This window comes from Candidatus Sulfurimonas baltica (assembly GCF_015265455.1).
Classification (GTDB): domain Bacteria; phylum Campylobacterota; class Campylobacteria; order Campylobacterales; family Sulfurimonadaceae; genus Sulfurimonas; species Sulfurimonas baltica.
In genome coordinates this window covers 1133044-1149969 of record NZ_CP054492.1, presented here as the reverse complement: position 1 = coordinate 1149969, position 16926 = coordinate 1133044, and the positions used below count along the sequence as shown (strand labels likewise).

Sequence of the window (16926 nt, the reverse complement as noted above, 5' to 3'; positions counted from 1 at the left end):
TTTATATCAATAGGCTCCTACATTAAGTGCTTTTAAGAAATAAATATTTAGAAATTCACACTCCATATTTTTTCCTTTATCATATATATCAAGTTTTATTATATCAATCGGACCAATATCACAAATTGGGATTTGTCTTTAAAAGACTTCAAAAGCGAATCCCAACTAAAACTACAGGCATCTTCTTTAGCGGAGATTATATCTAAAAACAATAAAGTTATCGATAAAGTATTTACCCACATATCTGATGATAAATACTTACAAACATCAACTAATTAGCAAAACATTCAAAAGGAATAAAATATGTATATAAACTATTCAAGCTAATTCAAGGAGTTTATTATGGCAGTTAAAATTACAGATGAATGTATATCATGTGAGGCATGTGCACCAGAGTGTCCGGTTGCGGCAATATTAGATGAGGGTAATGAAAAAAATCCTTTTGATAATTTATTCTATGTTAAACCTGAGAGTTGTGTTGAGTGCATAGGTCATGCGGATGAGCCTAGATGTGTTGAAGCTTGTCCGACTGAAGGGGCTATTGTTTGGGATATGCCATATACTTTAGAGTTTAATGAACATTACAGAGATGGACACGAAAGTGGAGTTTACAATATTCGTGAACATAAGAAAAAAGGTCTAATGCTGCCAGAGCAAAAAGAGCAAGCATTTATATCTGAAGTCTCTATGAGCGACAGAGAATCTAACGCTGTTATCGGGCGTTGGTCATAACTACATGTCAGTTAAAATTACAGAGCTTTGTATCAACTGTAACGCCTGTATTGATGAGTGTCCGGCAACTGCTATTGTAGAAGCTGACGATGCTCCAATAGATACTGAATACACTTATGTAAAACCTGAAAAGTGTATAGAGTGCGTTGATTGCACTGTGCCAAAGTGTGCATATGTCTGTCCTAGCGAAGGTGCAATTATCTGGGACATGCCATATATAGAAGAGTTTAACGACTACTATATGTCTGGTGATGCAAACGGCGAGTATAAAATTCGCGTTCATAAGAAAAAAGGTGTATTTTCACCAGCCAACCAGCCTCGCCCTTTTAGAGAAACAATCTCAGTTGAACAAAGAGAAAATAAAATGGCTGTTGAAATATAATTTAATCTTCCAAGGAACACTTTATGAATGCCTATCTGTAAGAAACACAGAAGTTAAGGATATAAAATGAGCTGTTCCACATCATCAAATCAAAACAATATTAGTGACGAGATTCAAGGCAAAATAAACGCACACCCTTGTTACAGTGAGGGTGCTCATCAACACTATGCCAGAATTCATCTGGCTGTTGCCCCTGCATGTAATATTCAGTGTAACTATTGTAACAGAAAGTATGACTGTTCAAACGAGTCTCGTCCCGGTGTTACAAGTGCCAAACTATCTGCTGAAAATGCTATAAAAAAAGTGCTTTATGTTGGTGGTGACATATCTCAACTATCTGTTGTGGGGATAGCTGGTCCCGGTGATGCTCTAGCAAACCCTAAAAAAACATTCGATACATTTAGAATGCTTCAAGAAAAAGCGCCTGATTTAAAACTATGTCTCTCAACTAACGGGCTTAGAGTTGCAGACTACATAGAAGAGATAGTGAAGTACAATATTGACCATGTGACAGTAACTATAAACACGATTGATGAGAGTGGTGAGATTGGTAGTCAAATATATCCTTGGGTTCATTTTAACCACAAAAAAGTATGGGGAAAAGATGGAGCTAAACTACTTTTACAAAAGCAACTCGAAGGTATTAAAATGCTTACAGACAGAGGTATTTTAGTAAAAGCAAACTCTGTTTTAATTCCAGGTATAAATGATAAAGACCTTCCAAATGTTGCTAAGAAATTAAAAGAATTGAATGTATTTATTCATAACATTATGCCTCTTCTTTCAAGCCCAGAGTTTGGAACTAAGTTTGGACTGGATGGTGTTCCAAGCACAACTGACCAAGAGGTTATGCAAGCACAAAAAGCCTGCGGTGTGGATATGAAGCTTATGAGTCACTGTCGCCAATGTCGTGCAGATGCTGTTGGGCTAATCGGTGAAGACAGAGGTGATGAATTTTTAACAGAGAGCTTCACAAATATGAGTTTTGAAGAGCTGGAGACTAGATATGACATAGATGGCAGAAAACGAAAACATGCAAATATTGAAAATTGGAGAAAACATTTAGAGTTGGCAAACAAGAGAATAAAACTTGAAAAAGCCTCTAAAAAAGAGCTGAGTTCAAACGGCAAAACCAAACTTGTTGCCGTTACTACATCGGGTGAAGGTATGATAAATATGCACTTTGGTTCGGCTCAGGAGTTTTTGGTCTATGAAGCTGGAGACAAAGCTATCAAGTTTGTAATGCATAGAAAAATCGAGAGTTCCTACTCTGGTGCTGATTACGGTGAGGACTACAATCCAATTGATGAGATTAAAACATCTCTAAAAGATTGTGATATTCTTCTTACTGCCAAGATTGGAGAGTGCCCAATGAACGACCTAAATGAGATAGGACTTATCTGTGATGAGGAGTATGCCCATAAACCAATTGAAAAGTCTGTTCACGATGCCGTCATAAAGCACTTTTACCAAAAGACTAAAGAGATTGGCTAAACAATGGCTATTATAAATGACACCACCCTAAGAGATGGTGAACAGGCTCCTTATGTATCTTTTAATATAAATGAAAAGATTAAAATTGCTCAGCTTCTTTATGAATCCGGTGCAGATGAGCTTGAAGTCGGTATTCCCGCTATGGGTAAAAAAGAGCAAGAGGACATAAAAGAGATTTTAGCTCTTAATCTGCCTATTCCTATTATGAGTTGGAACCGTGCGACTATGAGTGACCTTGAGTGTTCGCTAGAGTGCGGAGTTAAGTCGGTTGATTTGTCAATTCCTGTTTCACAAACTCTCATTGACATAAAATTTAATGGAGATAAAGAGAAGCTTTTTAGAAACCTTGAGAGTGTTGTAAAACTTGCAAAAAAAGAGGGTCTGTTTGTCTGTATCGGCGGAGAAGACTCTAGCCGAGCTGACAATGAGTTTTTAAAAGAGATTATGAGCTTTAGTCGTGAGCTTGGTGCAGATAGGTTTAGATACTGCGACACAATAGGGATACTGACCCCAAACAGGACTTATGAGAACATATCTTATCTCTGCTCATTAAACTTGCTAGATATTGAGATGCATACACACAATGATTTTGGCATGGCTACGGCAAACTCCATCGCCGGCATAGAAGCTGGAGCGATTAGTGCAAACACTACCGTAATTGGGCTTGGCGAAAGAGCCGGAAATGCCTCATTTGAGCAGGTTTTGATGAGTTTGAAACATCAATTTAACGAGAACAGAGATATCAATGCTGTAAAACTTCAAGAGTTGGTCAAGTTTGTGTCTATTGCTGCAAACAAACCTATTGGTGCTTCTCGTCCAATTATCGGGGAAAATATATTTTCACACGAATCCGGCATACATGTAAATGGAATGATAAAAAACAAAAATGCTTATGAGGCATTTGAACCGGAGCTTGTAGGTCTACATAGATACTTTCCCATAGGAAAACACTCCGGTGCTTCAACTCTTCTTTATCATCTAAAACTAAGTGGTATAAATCCAATAGCTTCGAGAGTTCAAAAAATGCTTCCTAAAGTCAGAGAGATTGTTACAGAGAGAAAAAGAGTTCTGGATGCTCAGGAATTAAAAGAGCTGTACTTATGTTCATAGGCTGGATTAGAAAGAAAAGCTTTAGTCTTGACTTGGAAGAGCTAAACTCACATGTAGCCATAGACAAAGCACTTATTACTAAAACTTTTGAGAAAAACAGCTCTTTATGTTTTGGGGCATATAAGGAGGACAAGCTTATCTCTTTTATATCTGCTATTGAACTGCCGGAATCTGTACTTATAAACAATTTTTACTACATAAAAGAGACAGACAGTGATATAAAAACAAGACTTATGAGACTGCTTCTAAACAATCTAAGCCAAGAGACAAAACCTATTCTTTTTATGTCAAACAAAGATGAGAAAGAACTGCTCAAAGATTTTAATTTTAACGAATATGCAAAATTTAAAAAAGCTGTTTATAGCGGCGGAGCTGTATTTAACTTCTCAAATGCGACTGCTAAAAGCATTAACAATGAGAACTTTTTGCCTGTAATGGCAACAATGGATAAAAAAGCTTTTAATGAAGACAGGATTGAGTATGCCAAAAGCATTTTGCTAAAACAATCTTCACTGGTTTTATCAACAGAGTATGGGTATCAACACTCATATGCCATCAATAAATCAATTATAAAAATATCACCTTGGGTCATGAGCAGTGCTGCATTTAGCGATGCAGAGAAGATGATAAGAGGAGTTATATACCACAGAGGTCTTAAGAAAATTCTTGCATTTATCCCTAGTGATGTAGAAGAGATAACAAATTTGTATAAGTCTTACAAATTTGATTTGGGTGATGAGTACTCCCTGCTCTACCTAAATTCAAAACCATCCATAAACTTGGAGATGGTGTATGCGTTTTGAAGATAAAATAATCTGTGAGTGTGGCATGAAGACAGTCTCTCAGGCAGTTGAGGTTTTTAAAGAGACTTCCCTTCCCTATAAAAAAGCAAATAACTAGTTACAGAGTGCAACAAGACATGTTGCAGAAGAGCACTAATGGCTCTTTTCAACATGGTGGAGTTTGGTGAAGTAGATTATGAAGAGATAGATTTTTTAATACAACAAAAAAATGATAGATAGAGAGATACAATGGACAATAAACTAAAAGATTTTTCAAGATGGATAAACAGCAAAGGACTTAGTTCAAAGATACCCTCTGAGATTGACAGGCTAAAAGAGTTATCTGTTTTAGATTTGTCAAAATGTAAACTAAGAGAGCTTCCTGAGAGTATCTGTTATCTTCCAAATCTAACAGTGTTAAAACTATCTGGAAATAGACTAAAATCACTCCCAAAAGAGATAGGAAGACTAAAAAAACTTAGAAACCTGCAATGTGAAAACAACCTTTTAGAAGATTTGCCAAAAAGCATAGGTGAACTTGAATCGCTCGTTATTTTAAATCTCAACGGCAACAGACTTACATCTTTAGTGGATGAGCTGTTCAATCTAACTAAACTTACAAGGCTGACCATTGCTGCGAACTCTCTACATGTAGTTTCGCCAAAGTTGAAAAATCTAAAGAATTTACTATACTTTTCACTAGATACAAACGACTTAAAAGAGTTGCCGGATGCCTTTGAACCTATGTCATCGCTTTATTATCTCGACCTCTCATACAACCATTTCACCCTGCTTCCAAAATCTATAGGAAACATAAAAGAATTAGAGACACTTTTGCTTGAGGGGAATAACATTAGTGACTTACCATCGCTTGAGTCTCACGATATGCTTATAAAACTAAATCTAAACGACAATAACTTAAGTAAAATAGATTTTGACATAAGCAAGTTAGAAGATTTGCAACTGCTAAGTCTGGATAATAACAACTTAGAGTATTTGCCAGATTCTATTTGTAAACTTGAAAAGCTAAACTACTTAAGTGTAAGTGCGAACAAACTCAAAGAGTTACCTTCTTGTATAGGTGAGTTAAAAAACCTACTTGAATTAGACATAGATGAAAATGAGATAAAAGAGTTTCCAAAATCTTTCTATGAACTAACTAAGCTAAAAAATCTTTATATAGATGATAATGAGGGATTAAAGAAGCCAGATTTAGGATAGTGTTCAAAACTTTGTGTCAAACCGATAAAACAACAGTTCAATATGGACGAGGCACTTGAACTCATAAAGCAAAGTGCCATAATTGATGGCAAAGATGGAGTACTTGCTCCACTGATTAAATAACATACAGAAGCAGTTCTCGAAGCTGAAATTTAATATGGTTGAAAATGGCAAGAATAATTTATAGCGAAGAGATTAGATGAAACTTTAAATATATAACTCAACTCGTATGTTCTTTTTTTTGTAAATTTTTAGTTTATACTTCTTTTGAGTTGTTCGTTAGAAGTAATGTATCGGTACTTAACTAAAGCGGCATAGTCTAGCTTGTGCGAAAGTCGGATAATTACACTTTAAATTTGAGTGGCGAGTGGATCGGTTTCTAATATCTTTTTTTTGCAAGAAAAAGTTGAAGCTAGATCGGATTGAATCACGAGGCAAAGTTATGTGTAGTATTATTGCTTAAAAGTCACATAGGAGTTTACTCCTATGCTAACGAACTCTCTTAAAATAGTAGGAGGTTCACGGTGTCAAATTGTATCGGAATTGATGTATCAAAAGCAAGTATAAATATTCATATAGCAAAGAATAAGCAGGATTTAGTTTTAGAGAATAGCATTAAAGGTTTCAGGTCTCTTATCTCTAAATTAAAAAAAATATATAAAAAAGAGATGGAGAATATTGTCTTTATTTTTGAGCCAACAGGTAGTTATTCTGAAGCACTTAGAAAATATTCTTCAGAACAAAATATCAAGTGTTTTATCATAAATCCTAAGCAGTTTAGTAATTATGCTAAAGCATTGGGAGTGGAAGTAAAAAATGATATTGAAGATGCTAGAGTTCTTTCAAAAGCTCTTCATTTAGCTAAAGATAATCAGATCAAGGTTCCTGTATATAACGAAGATATAGAACATATTAAGGAGTTGATGAGTTTTTATAAATTCACGAAAAAACAAACAACACAACAGAAGAATCATCTTGAAGCATTGACAAGTAAAGATGGTGATAACTTCTCAATTAAAGAACTTAAAAAGTCTATCAAAGAATCGAAAGAAAAAGAGCTTAGAATTATTGAACAAGTACAAACTTTAATTGATTCTACGGATGAATATAAAATTGCATATGACAATATTATATCAATAAAAGGAGTTGGTCAAATTGGTGCCATTGTACTTTTACATCTCTTTTTAAAATACCCAGAAGCTAATCAAAGGCAGATTACCTCGTTAACAGGTCTAAATCCAATTTATAGACAATCCGGTACATCAATTCAATCAGGTTATAAAATAGCAAAGTCAGGCGCAAGTCTATATAGAAGTGTGATTTTTATGTCAGTTCTTACTGCTGTACAACATGATAAAAATTTTAAAAGTTTTTATGAGAGATTGAAATCTAAAGGAAAACATACAACATCTGCTCAAATTGCTGTCATGCGAAAAATAATACTTACTGCACATTCTCTTTATAAAAATAATAGAAAATATAATGAAAATTATAATACTCATGAAGCTTCTGATATGGAATAAAATTGAAGAGAATTGTTACTATCGGTATCATTTTTAAAGGAAGTTAAACGTGGCGACTTTCGCACATAAAACCTAACTCTTTTTGAGTGTAAGCACTTAGCACTGCGAGAATAGTGAGTAAATCTTTATTATCCTTTACAACATTCTCAATTTCAGAGATTTTTGTCAGTATTTGAATAAAAAGTTGCATAGATATTGCCAAAGTTTCAAGTTCGCATTCTAAATCTCTAAATAGTTCTCCAAGAGTTTGAGGCTCATGTTTTATGCGATTTATATAGCTTACAATATTGTATGCGAACATGGATAGCGTTATTTTTGCAATCAGCGATTCATAGATGCGATTCTCTTCTTTTCCAAACCCAAATAGGTTTCGTAAATCTTTATATCCTTGCTCGATATTCCATCTTTTTTTGTAGGTCGCTAAAATCTCTTTACCAGCTATAGTGATGTCAGTTGAGATAAAAATTAATAAGTCTTTGCCTGTGTGCAAAAATACGAGTTTAACTTTTCCTAAGACAGCATGTCCTACAATGGCATCGAAATATTTGTAAGATATTTTGCCATGCTTACCACTGCTTTTATGACGAGAATTTTTCAAACTCTCATAGATTGTATCCATAGTTTTATATTTGCCTTTAAAATTCCAAATGAGTTTATTATTTGGAAGTCTAGCTATTACTGGTATACCAAGTTCATTGGCTTCTTTAATGAAGTTTGGTTTAGCATACCAACTATCAACCAATAGGTAATCAGCGTCAATACCGTTATTTAAAGCTCTTTGGAGCATCTCAATAGCTAGTGTATTTTTGCCTTTAGTAATTTCATTCTTTCTCTGATAAGCATTACTTTTGTGATGTAGTTTATTTGTGAACTCTGATATATTCTTACGATAACTATCATTCATCTTGATAGAAAAATCAAGCTGGAATGTTGAATGTGAATCTGCATAATTTAGAGATACAATATTTAAAGCATTGATACTTCTATGTTCTTTGTTGCTCCAGATATATTTACAGCTACCTTCGATAAATTTACCTCTTTTAGCTTCGACTGTGTCATCAATAATGAGCAAGCGATGTTCACCATTTTTATGTAGTGGTTTTATTCTTTGCAAAAGTGCAGTAGTACTTAGCATTAAAAACTTTCGCCAGTTGTAACGACTATCTTTGATAAATCTGTAATAGGCATCTTTCCCAAATGCACTATCGCTCTTTTTTATAAATGTTGACTGGCGTTTTTGCATCACTAACATATAAACGAAGTGTAATATTATTTGAAATGGTGGATAGCCAACATTTCGTTTAATGAAGTTGCTCTGCTTAAGTATTTTTGTGATTTTTATCTCTGTTAGCACTTCAAGTATTGGATTCTTTAATATGCTTTTCATAGCAGTTTCTATATAATTTGCAAGTTCCATAAAATAGGCCTTTATAATGATGTTAGTGGTAACAAAATTATACATTAAAGTGCCTATTTATGGGCTTTAATACTTAAAATTGGTTCGTGGATTTAATGAAATCTATGTGCGAAAGTCGCCACGTTTAACTTCCTTTAAAAATGATACCGATAGTAACAATTCTCTTCAATTTTATTCCATATCAGAAGCTTCATGAGTATTATAATTTTCATTATATTTTCTATTATTTTTATAAAGAGAATGTGCAGTAAGTATTATTTTTCGCATGACAGCAATTTGAGCAGATGTTGTATGTTTTCCTTTAGATTTCAATCTCTCATAAAAACTTTTAAAATTTTTATCATGTTGTACAGCAGTAAGAACTGACATAAAAATCACACTTCTATATAGACTTGCGCCTGACTTTGCTATTTTATAACCTGATTGAATTGATGTACCGGATTGTCTATAAATTGGATTTAGACCTGTTAACGAGGTAATCTGCCTTTGATTAGCTTCTGGGTATTTTAAAAAGAGATGTAAAAGTACAATGGCACCAATTTGACCAACTCCTTTTATTGATATAATATTGTCATATGCAATTTTATATTCATCCGTAGAATCAATTAAAGTTTGTACTTGTTCAATAATTCTAAGCTCTTTTTCTTTCGATTCTTTGATAGACTTTTTAAGTTCTTTAATTGAGAAGTTATCACCATCTTTACTTGTCAATGCTTCAAGATGATTCTTCTGTTGTGTTGTTTGTTTTTTCGTGAATTTATAAAAACTCATCAACTCCTTAATATGTTCTATATCTTCGTTATATACAGGAACCTTGATCTGATTATCTTTAGCTAAATGAAGAGCTTTTGAAAGAACTCTAGCATCTTCAATATCATTTTTTACTTCCACTCCCAATGCTTTAGCATAATTACTAAACTGCTTAGGATTTATGATAAAACACTTGATATTTTGTTCTGAAGAATATTTTCTAAGTGCTTCAGAATAACTACCTGTTGGCTCAAAAATAAAGACAATATTCTCCATCTCTTTTTTATATATTTTTTTTAATTTAGAGATAAGAGACCTGAAACCTTTAATGCTATTCTCTAAAACTAAATCCTGCTTATTCTTTGCTATATGAATATTTATACTTGCTTTTGATACATCAATTCCGATACAATTTGACACCGTGAACCTCCTACTATTTTAAGAGAGTTCGTTAGCATAGGAGTAAACTCCTATGTGACTTTTAAGCAATAATACTACACATAACTTTGCCTCGTGATTCAATCCGATCTAGCTTCAACTTTTTCTTGCAAAAAAAAGATATTAGAAACCGATCCACTCGCCACTCAAATTTAAAGTGTAATTATCCGACTTTCGCACAAGCTAGACTATGCCGCTTTAGTTAAGTACCGATACATTACTTCTAACGAACAACTCAAAAGAAGTATAAACTAAAAATTTACAAAAAAAAGAACATACGAGTTGAGTATATAATTTAAAAGCTCACTTTTTTTGTTCCATATTCCCTAAATGTTTGTGGAACTTTGCAGTTTTAACTTTTTGAACACTTTGTGGAACACGGAAAACTAATATGAGTGCTTCGTGTTCCAAAAATAAGTAGTCTTGAAACTTTCTTAAAACTGCTGATGCAACCGTTAACTATGATGTCATATTAATTACTATCGCTTATTCACACAAAACTTTTAACAGTCTTCCTTAACAATAAATATTTTTAATCTTTTTTATGTCACATCACAGATATGTGCATTAGTATTATTTGAAACGCAATGACTTACGCTATCTGATACTATTACTAATATCAGCTGTTTCTTCTTCTAGCGTAGCATATGAAATTTCAATTTAAAGTTTTAAGTATTTTTTTTAGTTACTGCTCTATTATAAATTATTTTGTGTTATAGTTATTTATTAATATAGTGAAGCTATGTAATTATTTTTAATGATTACATTGAGCTGGTTTAATAGTGTTTCTAATGCTAAAACTACACTTTATCTTGGCTCATCTTACTCTCCACTTATAACCCAAATAAATCCATAATATGAATTCCACTCTCCACTTGTAAAAAAATATCATTTTTTTCAGAAAAGTAACAGCGGATTAGGCTGTAAAATTATGCTTCACATGTTTTAATTCCAAATTTATTCAGATGTTGACACTTTTGGCAAGGTTTACTGTTTTTTTTACAATAGTATCCTGTAATAAGCTTATTAAGAGATGGGTTTGTCAGCGCTTTGTTTTTCATTTCAAACTCTCTTCATAAGCTCGGTATCTTATTTTTTGGAGGAGATTTTGGAACTGCTCGTTTACCTTGAGTATTAATCCTCTGGCATGTGAAACTACTTTACCCGCTATGTTGTAGAGTTTGTATCTAATTGTTTTAATGGTGTGCTTTTGAAGATTTGTGTCCAGTATCTGTTTAAACATCAAGAAAAGGTTATACGCAAGTGTTCCTATTAAAAAGTAGAAAGCATTTGCCTGTGTATTGGATGTTGGAAGATAGCTCATATTAAAACCATTTTTTAACTCTTTAATCTTATTCTCACTTGTTTCACCTCTTTGACGGTGCAGTTTAATAATCTCCTGCGGGCTTAAATTATTATCATTAGTGGCGATACAGTAGTAAATCTCATCTTGATATTGCATCATCACTTCATCGCCTATATAGCCCTTAAGCGTTGGGAGTGTAGGTGTTATATCTTTTTTAATTACTATCATTCTAAAAGCATTATCTGTATCACACATCGTGTGCATAAACTCTGCTACTTTCTCTCTTTTGGAAAAAGTTTGCCAATCATCATCTTTAATATCTTTGATTGAATCAAATACATTTTTATTCTTTTTAGCTGTTACAGTGAAAAAAATATTTTCTTTATCGCAGTGGTTAAAAATAGCAGCTTGATACGAAGCACTATCGGCCCTGAATCTGTCAAACTTCACACTAAAAGGGAGCTGTGCTTGACACTGTTTAAGAAACTCCAGGTTTTTACTAGCAGGTGCCTCATTACCCTCTCGGAAATCTACATCAATCACATATCCACTGTTAATATGTCCAACCATAGGCATATAACCAGGTGCATCTTTATATGACCACTTTGCTGTATTTTTATGAGCTTCAATAAATGTAGCGTCTATGTCTAAAATAAGCTCTTCATTTTTGAGTGATTTTAAAAATCGTTTGAGAAATTGCTTGTTGATATTTCTTACTCCATCGGTGCCAAGTGCAGCATGTCTGTGAAGATACTTTGTAAATGCTCCTGCTGTTGGAATATTTTTCATTTTTAGCAGTAATGAGAGCGCGCTATCTAATCGTATCTCTTTTATATCATCTAAGACTCTGCCTCCGCTATGGAGCATCAGAATAAGTGGATAAATAAATTCAAACGGAGTGTATCCGTTTGGATGTTTGGCTAAAGGAATGTTCGTGTTGCAAAGTGCTTCAAGGTTCATACCCTTAAGATACTCCCCAAATATTGCTACACCTGTTCTAGGAGTTAATTTTTCGTTTGTAGTTTCGATATTGAAGTTTAATATTGTTTGAGGCATAATCTCTCTCGTGCAGAAAAAGTTGCACCCGTTGGGTGAAAACATTGAGTGTAACTTTTTCTTGTTAAAGTACCTAATTATAGAGCAAGTCGGCTTGTTGTCTAATTTGGTATGGAATTATTGGGGTATAATAACGTCTACTAAAGATGGTGTGTTTGATTTAATATATAGAGAATTAGCTAAAAACAAATTTATTAGCAGTGAAGCTTGTCATTGCTACGGCGGCAGTCATTTTGTTTTTAGGGATAACATACTGGCTTATTAGTAAAAAATCCTAGAAATATTTAAAAGGTTCTCAAATGAATACGAAACTTCAATCACAAGACTGGCACGCTGAGAGTGTAGAAAAAACATTTACTTTACTTGAAACCTCAAAAAATGGGATAGAAAATGAAGAGGTAGAAAATAGACTAAAAATATATGGACAGAATCAGCTTCCTGAGCCAAAAACTCATAGTCCATTTATACGATTTTTATATCAATTTCATAACGTGCTCATCTATGTATTGATGGCTGCCGGTCTCGTTACGGCTCTACTTGGGCACTGGGTGGATGCCAGTGTAATTGTAGGTGTGGTATTTATTAATGCTGCAATAGGGTTTATCCAAGAAGGAAAAGCTGAGGATGCTTTAAAGGCGATACAGCAAATGCTTTCTGCTAATGCTATGGTTATGCGTGAGGGTAAACAAATTTCCATTAAAGCAGAATTATTAGTTCCAGGGGATATCGTCTTTTTACAATCAGGAGATAAGGTTCCAGCAGACTTGAGGCTTTTTCAAGTAAAAGGACTTCAAGTTCAAGAGGCAGCACTGACAGGTGAATCTATAGCCGTAGAAAAAATTGTAGATTCTGTCTCTGAGCAAAGCGTGATTGGTGACCGTAGATGTATAGCCTACTCCAGTACTCTTGTTACGCATGGCCAAGGAAGGGGTGTTGTCGTTAAAACTGGGGCAGACACAGAGATTGGCCGTATCAGTACCCTTGTCTCTGAAGTAAAGTCCTTAGAAACACCACTAATAGCACAAATGACTCAATTTGGCCGTTGGCTTACCCTAGCAATAGTAATCATCGCTATAATTACTTTTATAATTGGATTTTTTATTCAAGATTATGTACTGGATGAAATGTTTCTTGCTGCAGTAAGCCTCGCGGTGGCTGCAATACCTGAAGGCCTGCCTGCTATTATGACCATTACACTTGCAATTGGAGTACAGCGTATGGCAAAGCGTAACGCAATTATTCGTAAGTTACCAGCTGTTGAGACTTTGGGGGCAGTATCTGTTATCTGCTCAGATAAGACAGGGACACTGACACGTAATGAGATGACGGTGCGTACTATTGCCACTACCAACAACCTCTTTGATCTATCGGGAACGGGCTATAACCCACACGGTAAGATATCCATGCTTGGTAAGGATATGGATCTTGAAGAACGACCTCTATTACATGAACTTTCACGGGCTGCAATGCTGTGTAATGATTCTTCATTGGAGCAAAAAGAAGATGAATGGTTTGTCCACGGAGATCCGATGGAAGGCGCATTACTTGTTGCAGGTTTCAAAGCGGGCTTGGATATTGACACGGAAGTAAAAAAATACCCTCGTACGGACCTTATACCATTTGAATCTGAACACCGCTTTATGGCAACCCTTCATCATAGCCACACCGGTGAGGCATTTGTCTTTATTAAAGGAGCACCTGAACAGATACTAGAGATGTGTTCGCTTCAAAGATCTCTTGATGGAGATGTCTCTTTAGAAGAAGCCTATTGGCTACAACGAATAGAAGAATTGGGATCACAGGGGCAACGGGTACTTGCAATGGCTATGAAACCAGTCAAATATGAAAAGATGGAATTGACATTTTCTGATGTCGAAAGTGATCTTATTATGCTTGGAATGTATGGCATGATAGACCCTCCTCGTGAGGAAGCTGTTGAAGCTGTTCAAGTTTGTAAAAAAGCTGGCATTCGTGTGAAAATGATTACTGGAGATCACGCTGCTACAGCTCTGGCTATCTCTCGCCAGCTAAAGCTTATCAATACAGAGGATGTATTGACAGGAGAAGATATTGCAAAGATGAACGAAGAAGAGTTAAAATTACGTGTAAAAGATGTGGATGTTTATGCTCGCGTCAACCCTGAACACAAACTGCTTCTTGTAAGACTGCTACAAGAACATGGTCTCATTGTAGCAATGACGGGTGATGGAGTCAATGATGCACCTGCTCTAAAACGTGCAGATGTAGGTACAGCTATGGGATATAATGGAACTGAGGCTGCTAAAGAGGCTGCGGAAATGGTACTTACTGATGATAATTTTTCTTCAATCATCCACGCCGTGGAAGAGGGTCGTACCGTCTATGACAATCTTAAAAAAGCCATCTTATTTATTCTTCCTACCAATGGTGGTCAGGCGCTGATAATTCTTGCCGCCATCATGTTCGGTTTTCACGAACTACCCTTAACGCCGGTACAAATACTTTGGGTAAATATGGTTACAGCGATCACTCTGGCTCTCTCATTGGCGTTTGAACCGTCTGAAAAGAATATAATGAATAGAGAACCACGAAAAGTACATGAAGCGCTACTTACCCCTTACCTAGTGTGGCGAGTCGCATTTGTTTCAACTATCTTAATGGCTGGAACATTTAGTCTATTTCTTTGGGAAATGGGGGAAGGAGCTTCAATAGAACATGCACGGACAGTTTCCGTTAATACGCTACTTATGTTTGAGGTATTTTATCTATTTAATGCTAGATATATAACTTCTTCAGTACTAAACTGGTCAGGATTTACCAGTAATCCTTATGCTCTTCTTTCCATTGCCATACTGATTGTTTTTCAGCTAGCGTTTACATACCTTCCAGTAATGCAATCTTTATTTGGCACGACAGCGATTAATCTTAGTATGTGGTTGACAATTATAATTGTCTCTTCTTCTGTTCTTTTCCTTGTTGAATTTGAGAAATATATTGTACGTAAATTGTATTATAAGTAATCGTAGAAAAAGTGTTATAGAAGATAAAGAATTTACTGATGTTAATAAAATAACAGCATCATTTGGTCTTTCTACTATGGGAAGCAATGAAACTCTTAATGAAAAATATTAATTACCTTTCTATGATATTTTGGTAGAATAGTTGACAAGAGTGAGTATTGAGAGTATTATCTGGATATCAAGTTAGAAAAATATCTATAGTGATTAGCCGATGGATAAAGGAGCAATTATGAATTTTATAAAAAATATTGCTTTGTCAAGCGTAGCGGTACGGGGGTTCTTGTTTTTACTTATTTGGTGGGTGCTTACAGATGGCAATATATCCTCTTTGTGGTTGGGAGTGCCTTCCGTAGTATTCGCTGTCTTTCTCAGTGTAATACTTTTACCTCCAATATCCTTGTCTTGGAAGGCATGCGTAATTTTCGTACCATTCTTTTTTATGCATTCTATGAGAGGAGCTATTGATGTTGCCTGGCGGGTTTTTCATTCACACCTTCCCATCCAGCCTGATCTGATTGAATATTCATTAACTCTACCTCCAGGCTTATCACGAGTGGTAATGATAAATATAGTAAGTTTACTACCAGGTACATTGTCTGCAGAACTAAATCAAAATATTATAAAAGTCCATGTCTTAGATGTTCAAAATGATTTCAAATCTGAACTCAAGGCGATAGAACATCATGTAGCAAAAATGTTTGGTCTCTCTGTGAATGGTTATAATAAAGGAAAATACAATGAAACGATTTAAAAATATCTTGTGCGTACTCGAGTCTGAAGAGGATTGTCATCCTATATTGGAACGTGCAATTACACTTGCCGAAACAAATCAAGCCATTCTGACTATCGTCACTGTTGTTCCCCACATTACCGTTGACTTTAATCTGTTTAAAGACGATCCTGATATCGACTTACAAACTATTATGGAAAATGAAAAAAAAGAAAAACTCGATTCTTTAGTAAAATCGTTTTTACATAAGATCAAAATAGAGACGAGAACGCTATCGGGAGTCCCTTTTCTTGAAATTATTTATGATGTTTTGCGTAACGGACACGACCTTGTTATAAAAATGCCGGAAATTGCAGATTGGTTGGACCATTTATTTGGCAGTAACGATATGCATCTATTACGTAAATGCCCGTGCCCAGTCTGGCTAATAAAACCTGATTCTCCAAAATCCTATCATAATATTTTGGCAGCTGTCGATCTTGACAGTGATGATGCAGAACAGTTAGAAGCATCACAGAAAGCTTTGAATCTGCAGATTCTTCAAATGGCAAGTTCTCTGGCCGTGAATGACTTCTCACAACTACATGTTGTCCATGTTTGGGATGCTCCTGCCGAAAGTCTTATGCATAGTCCCTTTATAAAGATGACGAAAGAAGAAATTGATGACTATGCTAACAGGGTAAAAGATCAGCAAGAAGAAAAGCTCAATACATTTTTACATGATGCAATCGATAGTCAAGTAGGTAATATGCTGGATTATCTTAAGCCAAATATACACTTAATCAAAGGCTTAGCTAGTCAATCGATTCCTCAATTGGCAAAGAAGATTGAGGCAGATATAATCGTGATGGGTACGGTAGCACGGACCGGTATTCCAGGCTTTATTATGGGTAATACTGCCGAAACCATCCTTAATCAGATACATTGTTCAGTACTAGCAATCAAACCCCCTGAATTTATCACGCCAGTAAAATTAGAAGAGTAAA

Annotated in this window: 15 protein-coding genes; 11 read left to right on the top strand and 4 right to left on the bottom strand. The window is 35.0% G+C overall.

The window, feature by feature from the left end:
* Window positions 1-342: 342 nt before the first annotated feature.
* The 7 genes from HUE88_RS05825 to HUE88_RS05795 all read left to right on the top strand — a co-directional run bounded on the left by HUE88_RS05825 (window position 343) and on the right by HUE88_RS05795 (window position 7244).
* Window positions 343-732 (top strand): 4Fe-4S binding protein, encoded by a 390-nt coding sequence (locus tag HUE88_RS05825; RefSeq protein WP_194372015.1) that lies wholly within the window; start codon window positions 343-345, stop codon window positions 730-732.
* A gap of 4 nt (window positions 733-736) precedes the next feature.
* Window positions 737-1114, top strand: a complete 378-nt coding sequence (locus HUE88_RS05820; RefSeq protein WP_194372013.1) for a 4Fe-4S dicluster domain-containing protein — start codon at window positions 737-739, stop codon at window positions 1112-1114.
* A 66-nt stretch (window positions 1115-1180) separates the two neighbouring features.
* Window positions 1181-2608 (top strand): nitrogenase cofactor biosynthesis protein NifB, encoded by a 1428-nt coding sequence (nifB, locus tag HUE88_RS05815; RefSeq protein ID WP_194372011.1) that lies wholly within the window; start codon window positions 1181-1183, stop codon window positions 2606-2608.
* Between the two features lie 3 nt (window positions 2609-2611).
* Window positions 2612-3718 carry a homocitrate synthase gene (gene nifV, locus HUE88_RS05810; protein ID WP_194372009.1) on the top strand — a complete coding sequence of 369 codons (1107 nt, stop codon included), beginning with the start codon at window positions 2612-2614 and terminating at the stop codon, window positions 3716-3718.
* Window positions 3709-4521 carry a hypothetical protein gene (locus HUE88_RS05805; RefSeq protein WP_194372007.1) on the top strand — a complete coding sequence of 271 codons (813 nt, stop codon included), beginning with the start codon at window positions 3709-3711 and terminating at the stop codon, window positions 4519-4521. The genes nifV and HUE88_RS05805 overlap by 10 nt, the downstream gene beginning before the upstream one ends.
* Before the next feature lie 228 nt (window positions 4522-4749).
* Window positions 4750-5721, top strand: coding sequence for a leucine-rich repeat domain-containing protein (locus HUE88_RS05800; RefSeq protein WP_194372005.1), 972 nt, complete (start codon window positions 4750-4752; stop codon window positions 5719-5721).
* A gap of 524 nt (window positions 5722-6245) precedes the next feature.
* Entirely contained in the window at window positions 6246-7244 is a 999-nt protein-coding gene (locus HUE88_RS05795; RefSeq protein ID WP_194369361.1) for an IS110 family RNA-guided transposase, read from the top strand.
* A 43-nt stretch (window positions 7245-7287) separates the two neighbouring features.
* Here HUE88_RS05795 and HUE88_RS05790 read toward each other — a convergent pair whose 3' ends face one another.
* The 4 genes from HUE88_RS05790 to HUE88_RS05780 form a co-directional block, all read right to left on the bottom strand.
* The gene (locus tag HUE88_RS05790) at window positions 7288-8661 is read right to left on the bottom strand and encodes an IS4 family transposase (RefSeq protein ID WP_194372003.1); all 1374 of its coding nucleotides are present in this window, start codon (window positions 8659-8661) and stop codon (window positions 7288-7290) included.
* A gap of 171 nt (window positions 8662-8832) precedes the next feature.
* Window positions 8833-9831 carry an IS110 family RNA-guided transposase gene (locus HUE88_RS05785; protein ID WP_194369361.1) on the bottom strand — a complete coding sequence of 333 codons (999 nt, stop codon included), beginning with the start codon at window positions 9829-9831 and terminating at the stop codon, window positions 8833-8835.
* Window positions 9832-10778: 947 nt separating this feature from the next.
* Window positions 10779-10910, bottom strand: a complete 132-nt coding sequence (locus HUE88_RS13985) for a hypothetical protein (RefSeq protein WP_268245919.1) — start codon at window positions 10908-10910, stop codon at window positions 10779-10781.
* Window positions 10907-12211: an IS1380 family transposase gene (locus HUE88_RS05780; RefSeq protein ID WP_194370462.1), complete on the bottom strand. Its 1305-nt coding sequence runs from the start codon at window positions 12209-12211 to the stop codon at window positions 10907-10909. Before HUE88_RS05780 ends, HUE88_RS13985 begins: the two co-directional genes overlap by 4 nt.
* A 299-nt stretch (window positions 12212-12510) precedes the next feature.
* On the opposite strand from HUE88_RS05780, the gene HUE88_RS05775 reads away from it, so the two are divergent.
* The 4 genes from HUE88_RS05775 to HUE88_RS05760 all read left to right on the top strand — a co-directional run bounded on the left by HUE88_RS05775 (window position 12511) and on the right by HUE88_RS05760 (window position 16925).
* On the top strand, window positions 12511-15210 hold the full coding sequence (locus HUE88_RS05775) for a cation-transporting P-type ATPase (protein ID WP_194372002.1): 2700 nt from the start codon (window positions 12511-12513) through the stop codon (window positions 15208-15210).
* Window positions 15185-15322, top strand: a complete 138-nt coding sequence (locus HUE88_RS05770; RefSeq protein ID WP_194372001.1) for a hypothetical protein — start codon at window positions 15185-15187, stop codon at window positions 15320-15322. The genes HUE88_RS05775 and HUE88_RS05770 overlap by 26 nt, the downstream gene beginning before the upstream one ends.
* Window positions 15323-15439: 117 nt before the next feature.
* Complete coding sequence (locus HUE88_RS05765; RefSeq protein ID WP_194372000.1) at window positions 15440-15961, top strand: Na+/H+ antiporter subunit E; 522 nt, start codon at window positions 15440-15442, stop codon at window positions 15959-15961.
* Window positions 15948-16925, top strand: a complete 978-nt coding sequence (locus HUE88_RS05760) for a universal stress protein (RefSeq protein ID WP_194371999.1) — start codon at window positions 15948-15950, stop codon at window positions 16923-16925. Before HUE88_RS05765 ends, HUE88_RS05760 begins: the two co-directional genes overlap by 14 nt.
* The last annotated feature ends 1 nt before the right edge of the window (window position 16926 follow it).

Coding starts and splice junctions, on each gene's coding strand:
- HUE88_RS05825 (WP_194372015.1), top strand. CDS start 343: ATGGCAGTTAAAATTACAGATGAATGTATATCATGTGAGGCATGTGCA.
- HUE88_RS05820 (WP_194372013.1), top strand. CDS start 737: ATGTCAGTTAAAATTACAGAGCTTTGTATCAACTGTAACGCCTGTATT.
- nifB (WP_194372011.1), top strand. CDS start 1,181: ATGAGCTGTTCCACATCATCAAATCAAAACAATATTAGTGACGAGATT.
- nifV (WP_194372009.1), top strand. CDS start 2,612: ATGGCTATTATAAATGACACCACCCTAAGAGATGGTGAACAGGCTCCT.
- HUE88_RS05805 (WP_194372007.1), top strand. CDS start 3,709: ATGTTCATAGGCTGGATTAGAAAGAAAAGCTTTAGTCTTGACTTGGAA.
- HUE88_RS05800 (WP_194372005.1), top strand. CDS start 4,750: ATGGACAATAAACTAAAAGATTTTTCAAGATGGATAAACAGCAAAGGA.
- HUE88_RS05790 (WP_194372003.1), bottom strand. CDS start 8,661: ATGGAACTTGCAAATTATATAGAAACTGCTATGAAAAGCATATTAAAG.
- HUE88_RS13985 (WP_268245919.1), bottom strand. CDS start 10,910: ATGAAAAACAAAGCGCTGACAAACCCATCTCTTAATAAGCTTATTACA.
- HUE88_RS05780 (WP_194370462.1), bottom strand. CDS start 12,211: ATGCCTCAAACAATATTAAACTTCAATATCGAAACTACAAACGAAAAA.
- HUE88_RS05775 (WP_194372002.1), top strand. CDS start 12,511: ATGAATACGAAACTTCAATCACAAGACTGGCACGCTGAGAGTGTAGAA.
- HUE88_RS05765 (WP_194372000.1), top strand. CDS start 15,440: ATGAATTTTATAAAAAATATTGCTTTGTCAAGCGTAGCGGTACGGGGG.
- HUE88_RS05760 (WP_194371999.1), top strand. CDS start 15,948: ATGAAACGATTTAAAAATATCTTGTGCGTACTCGAGTCTGAAGAGGAT.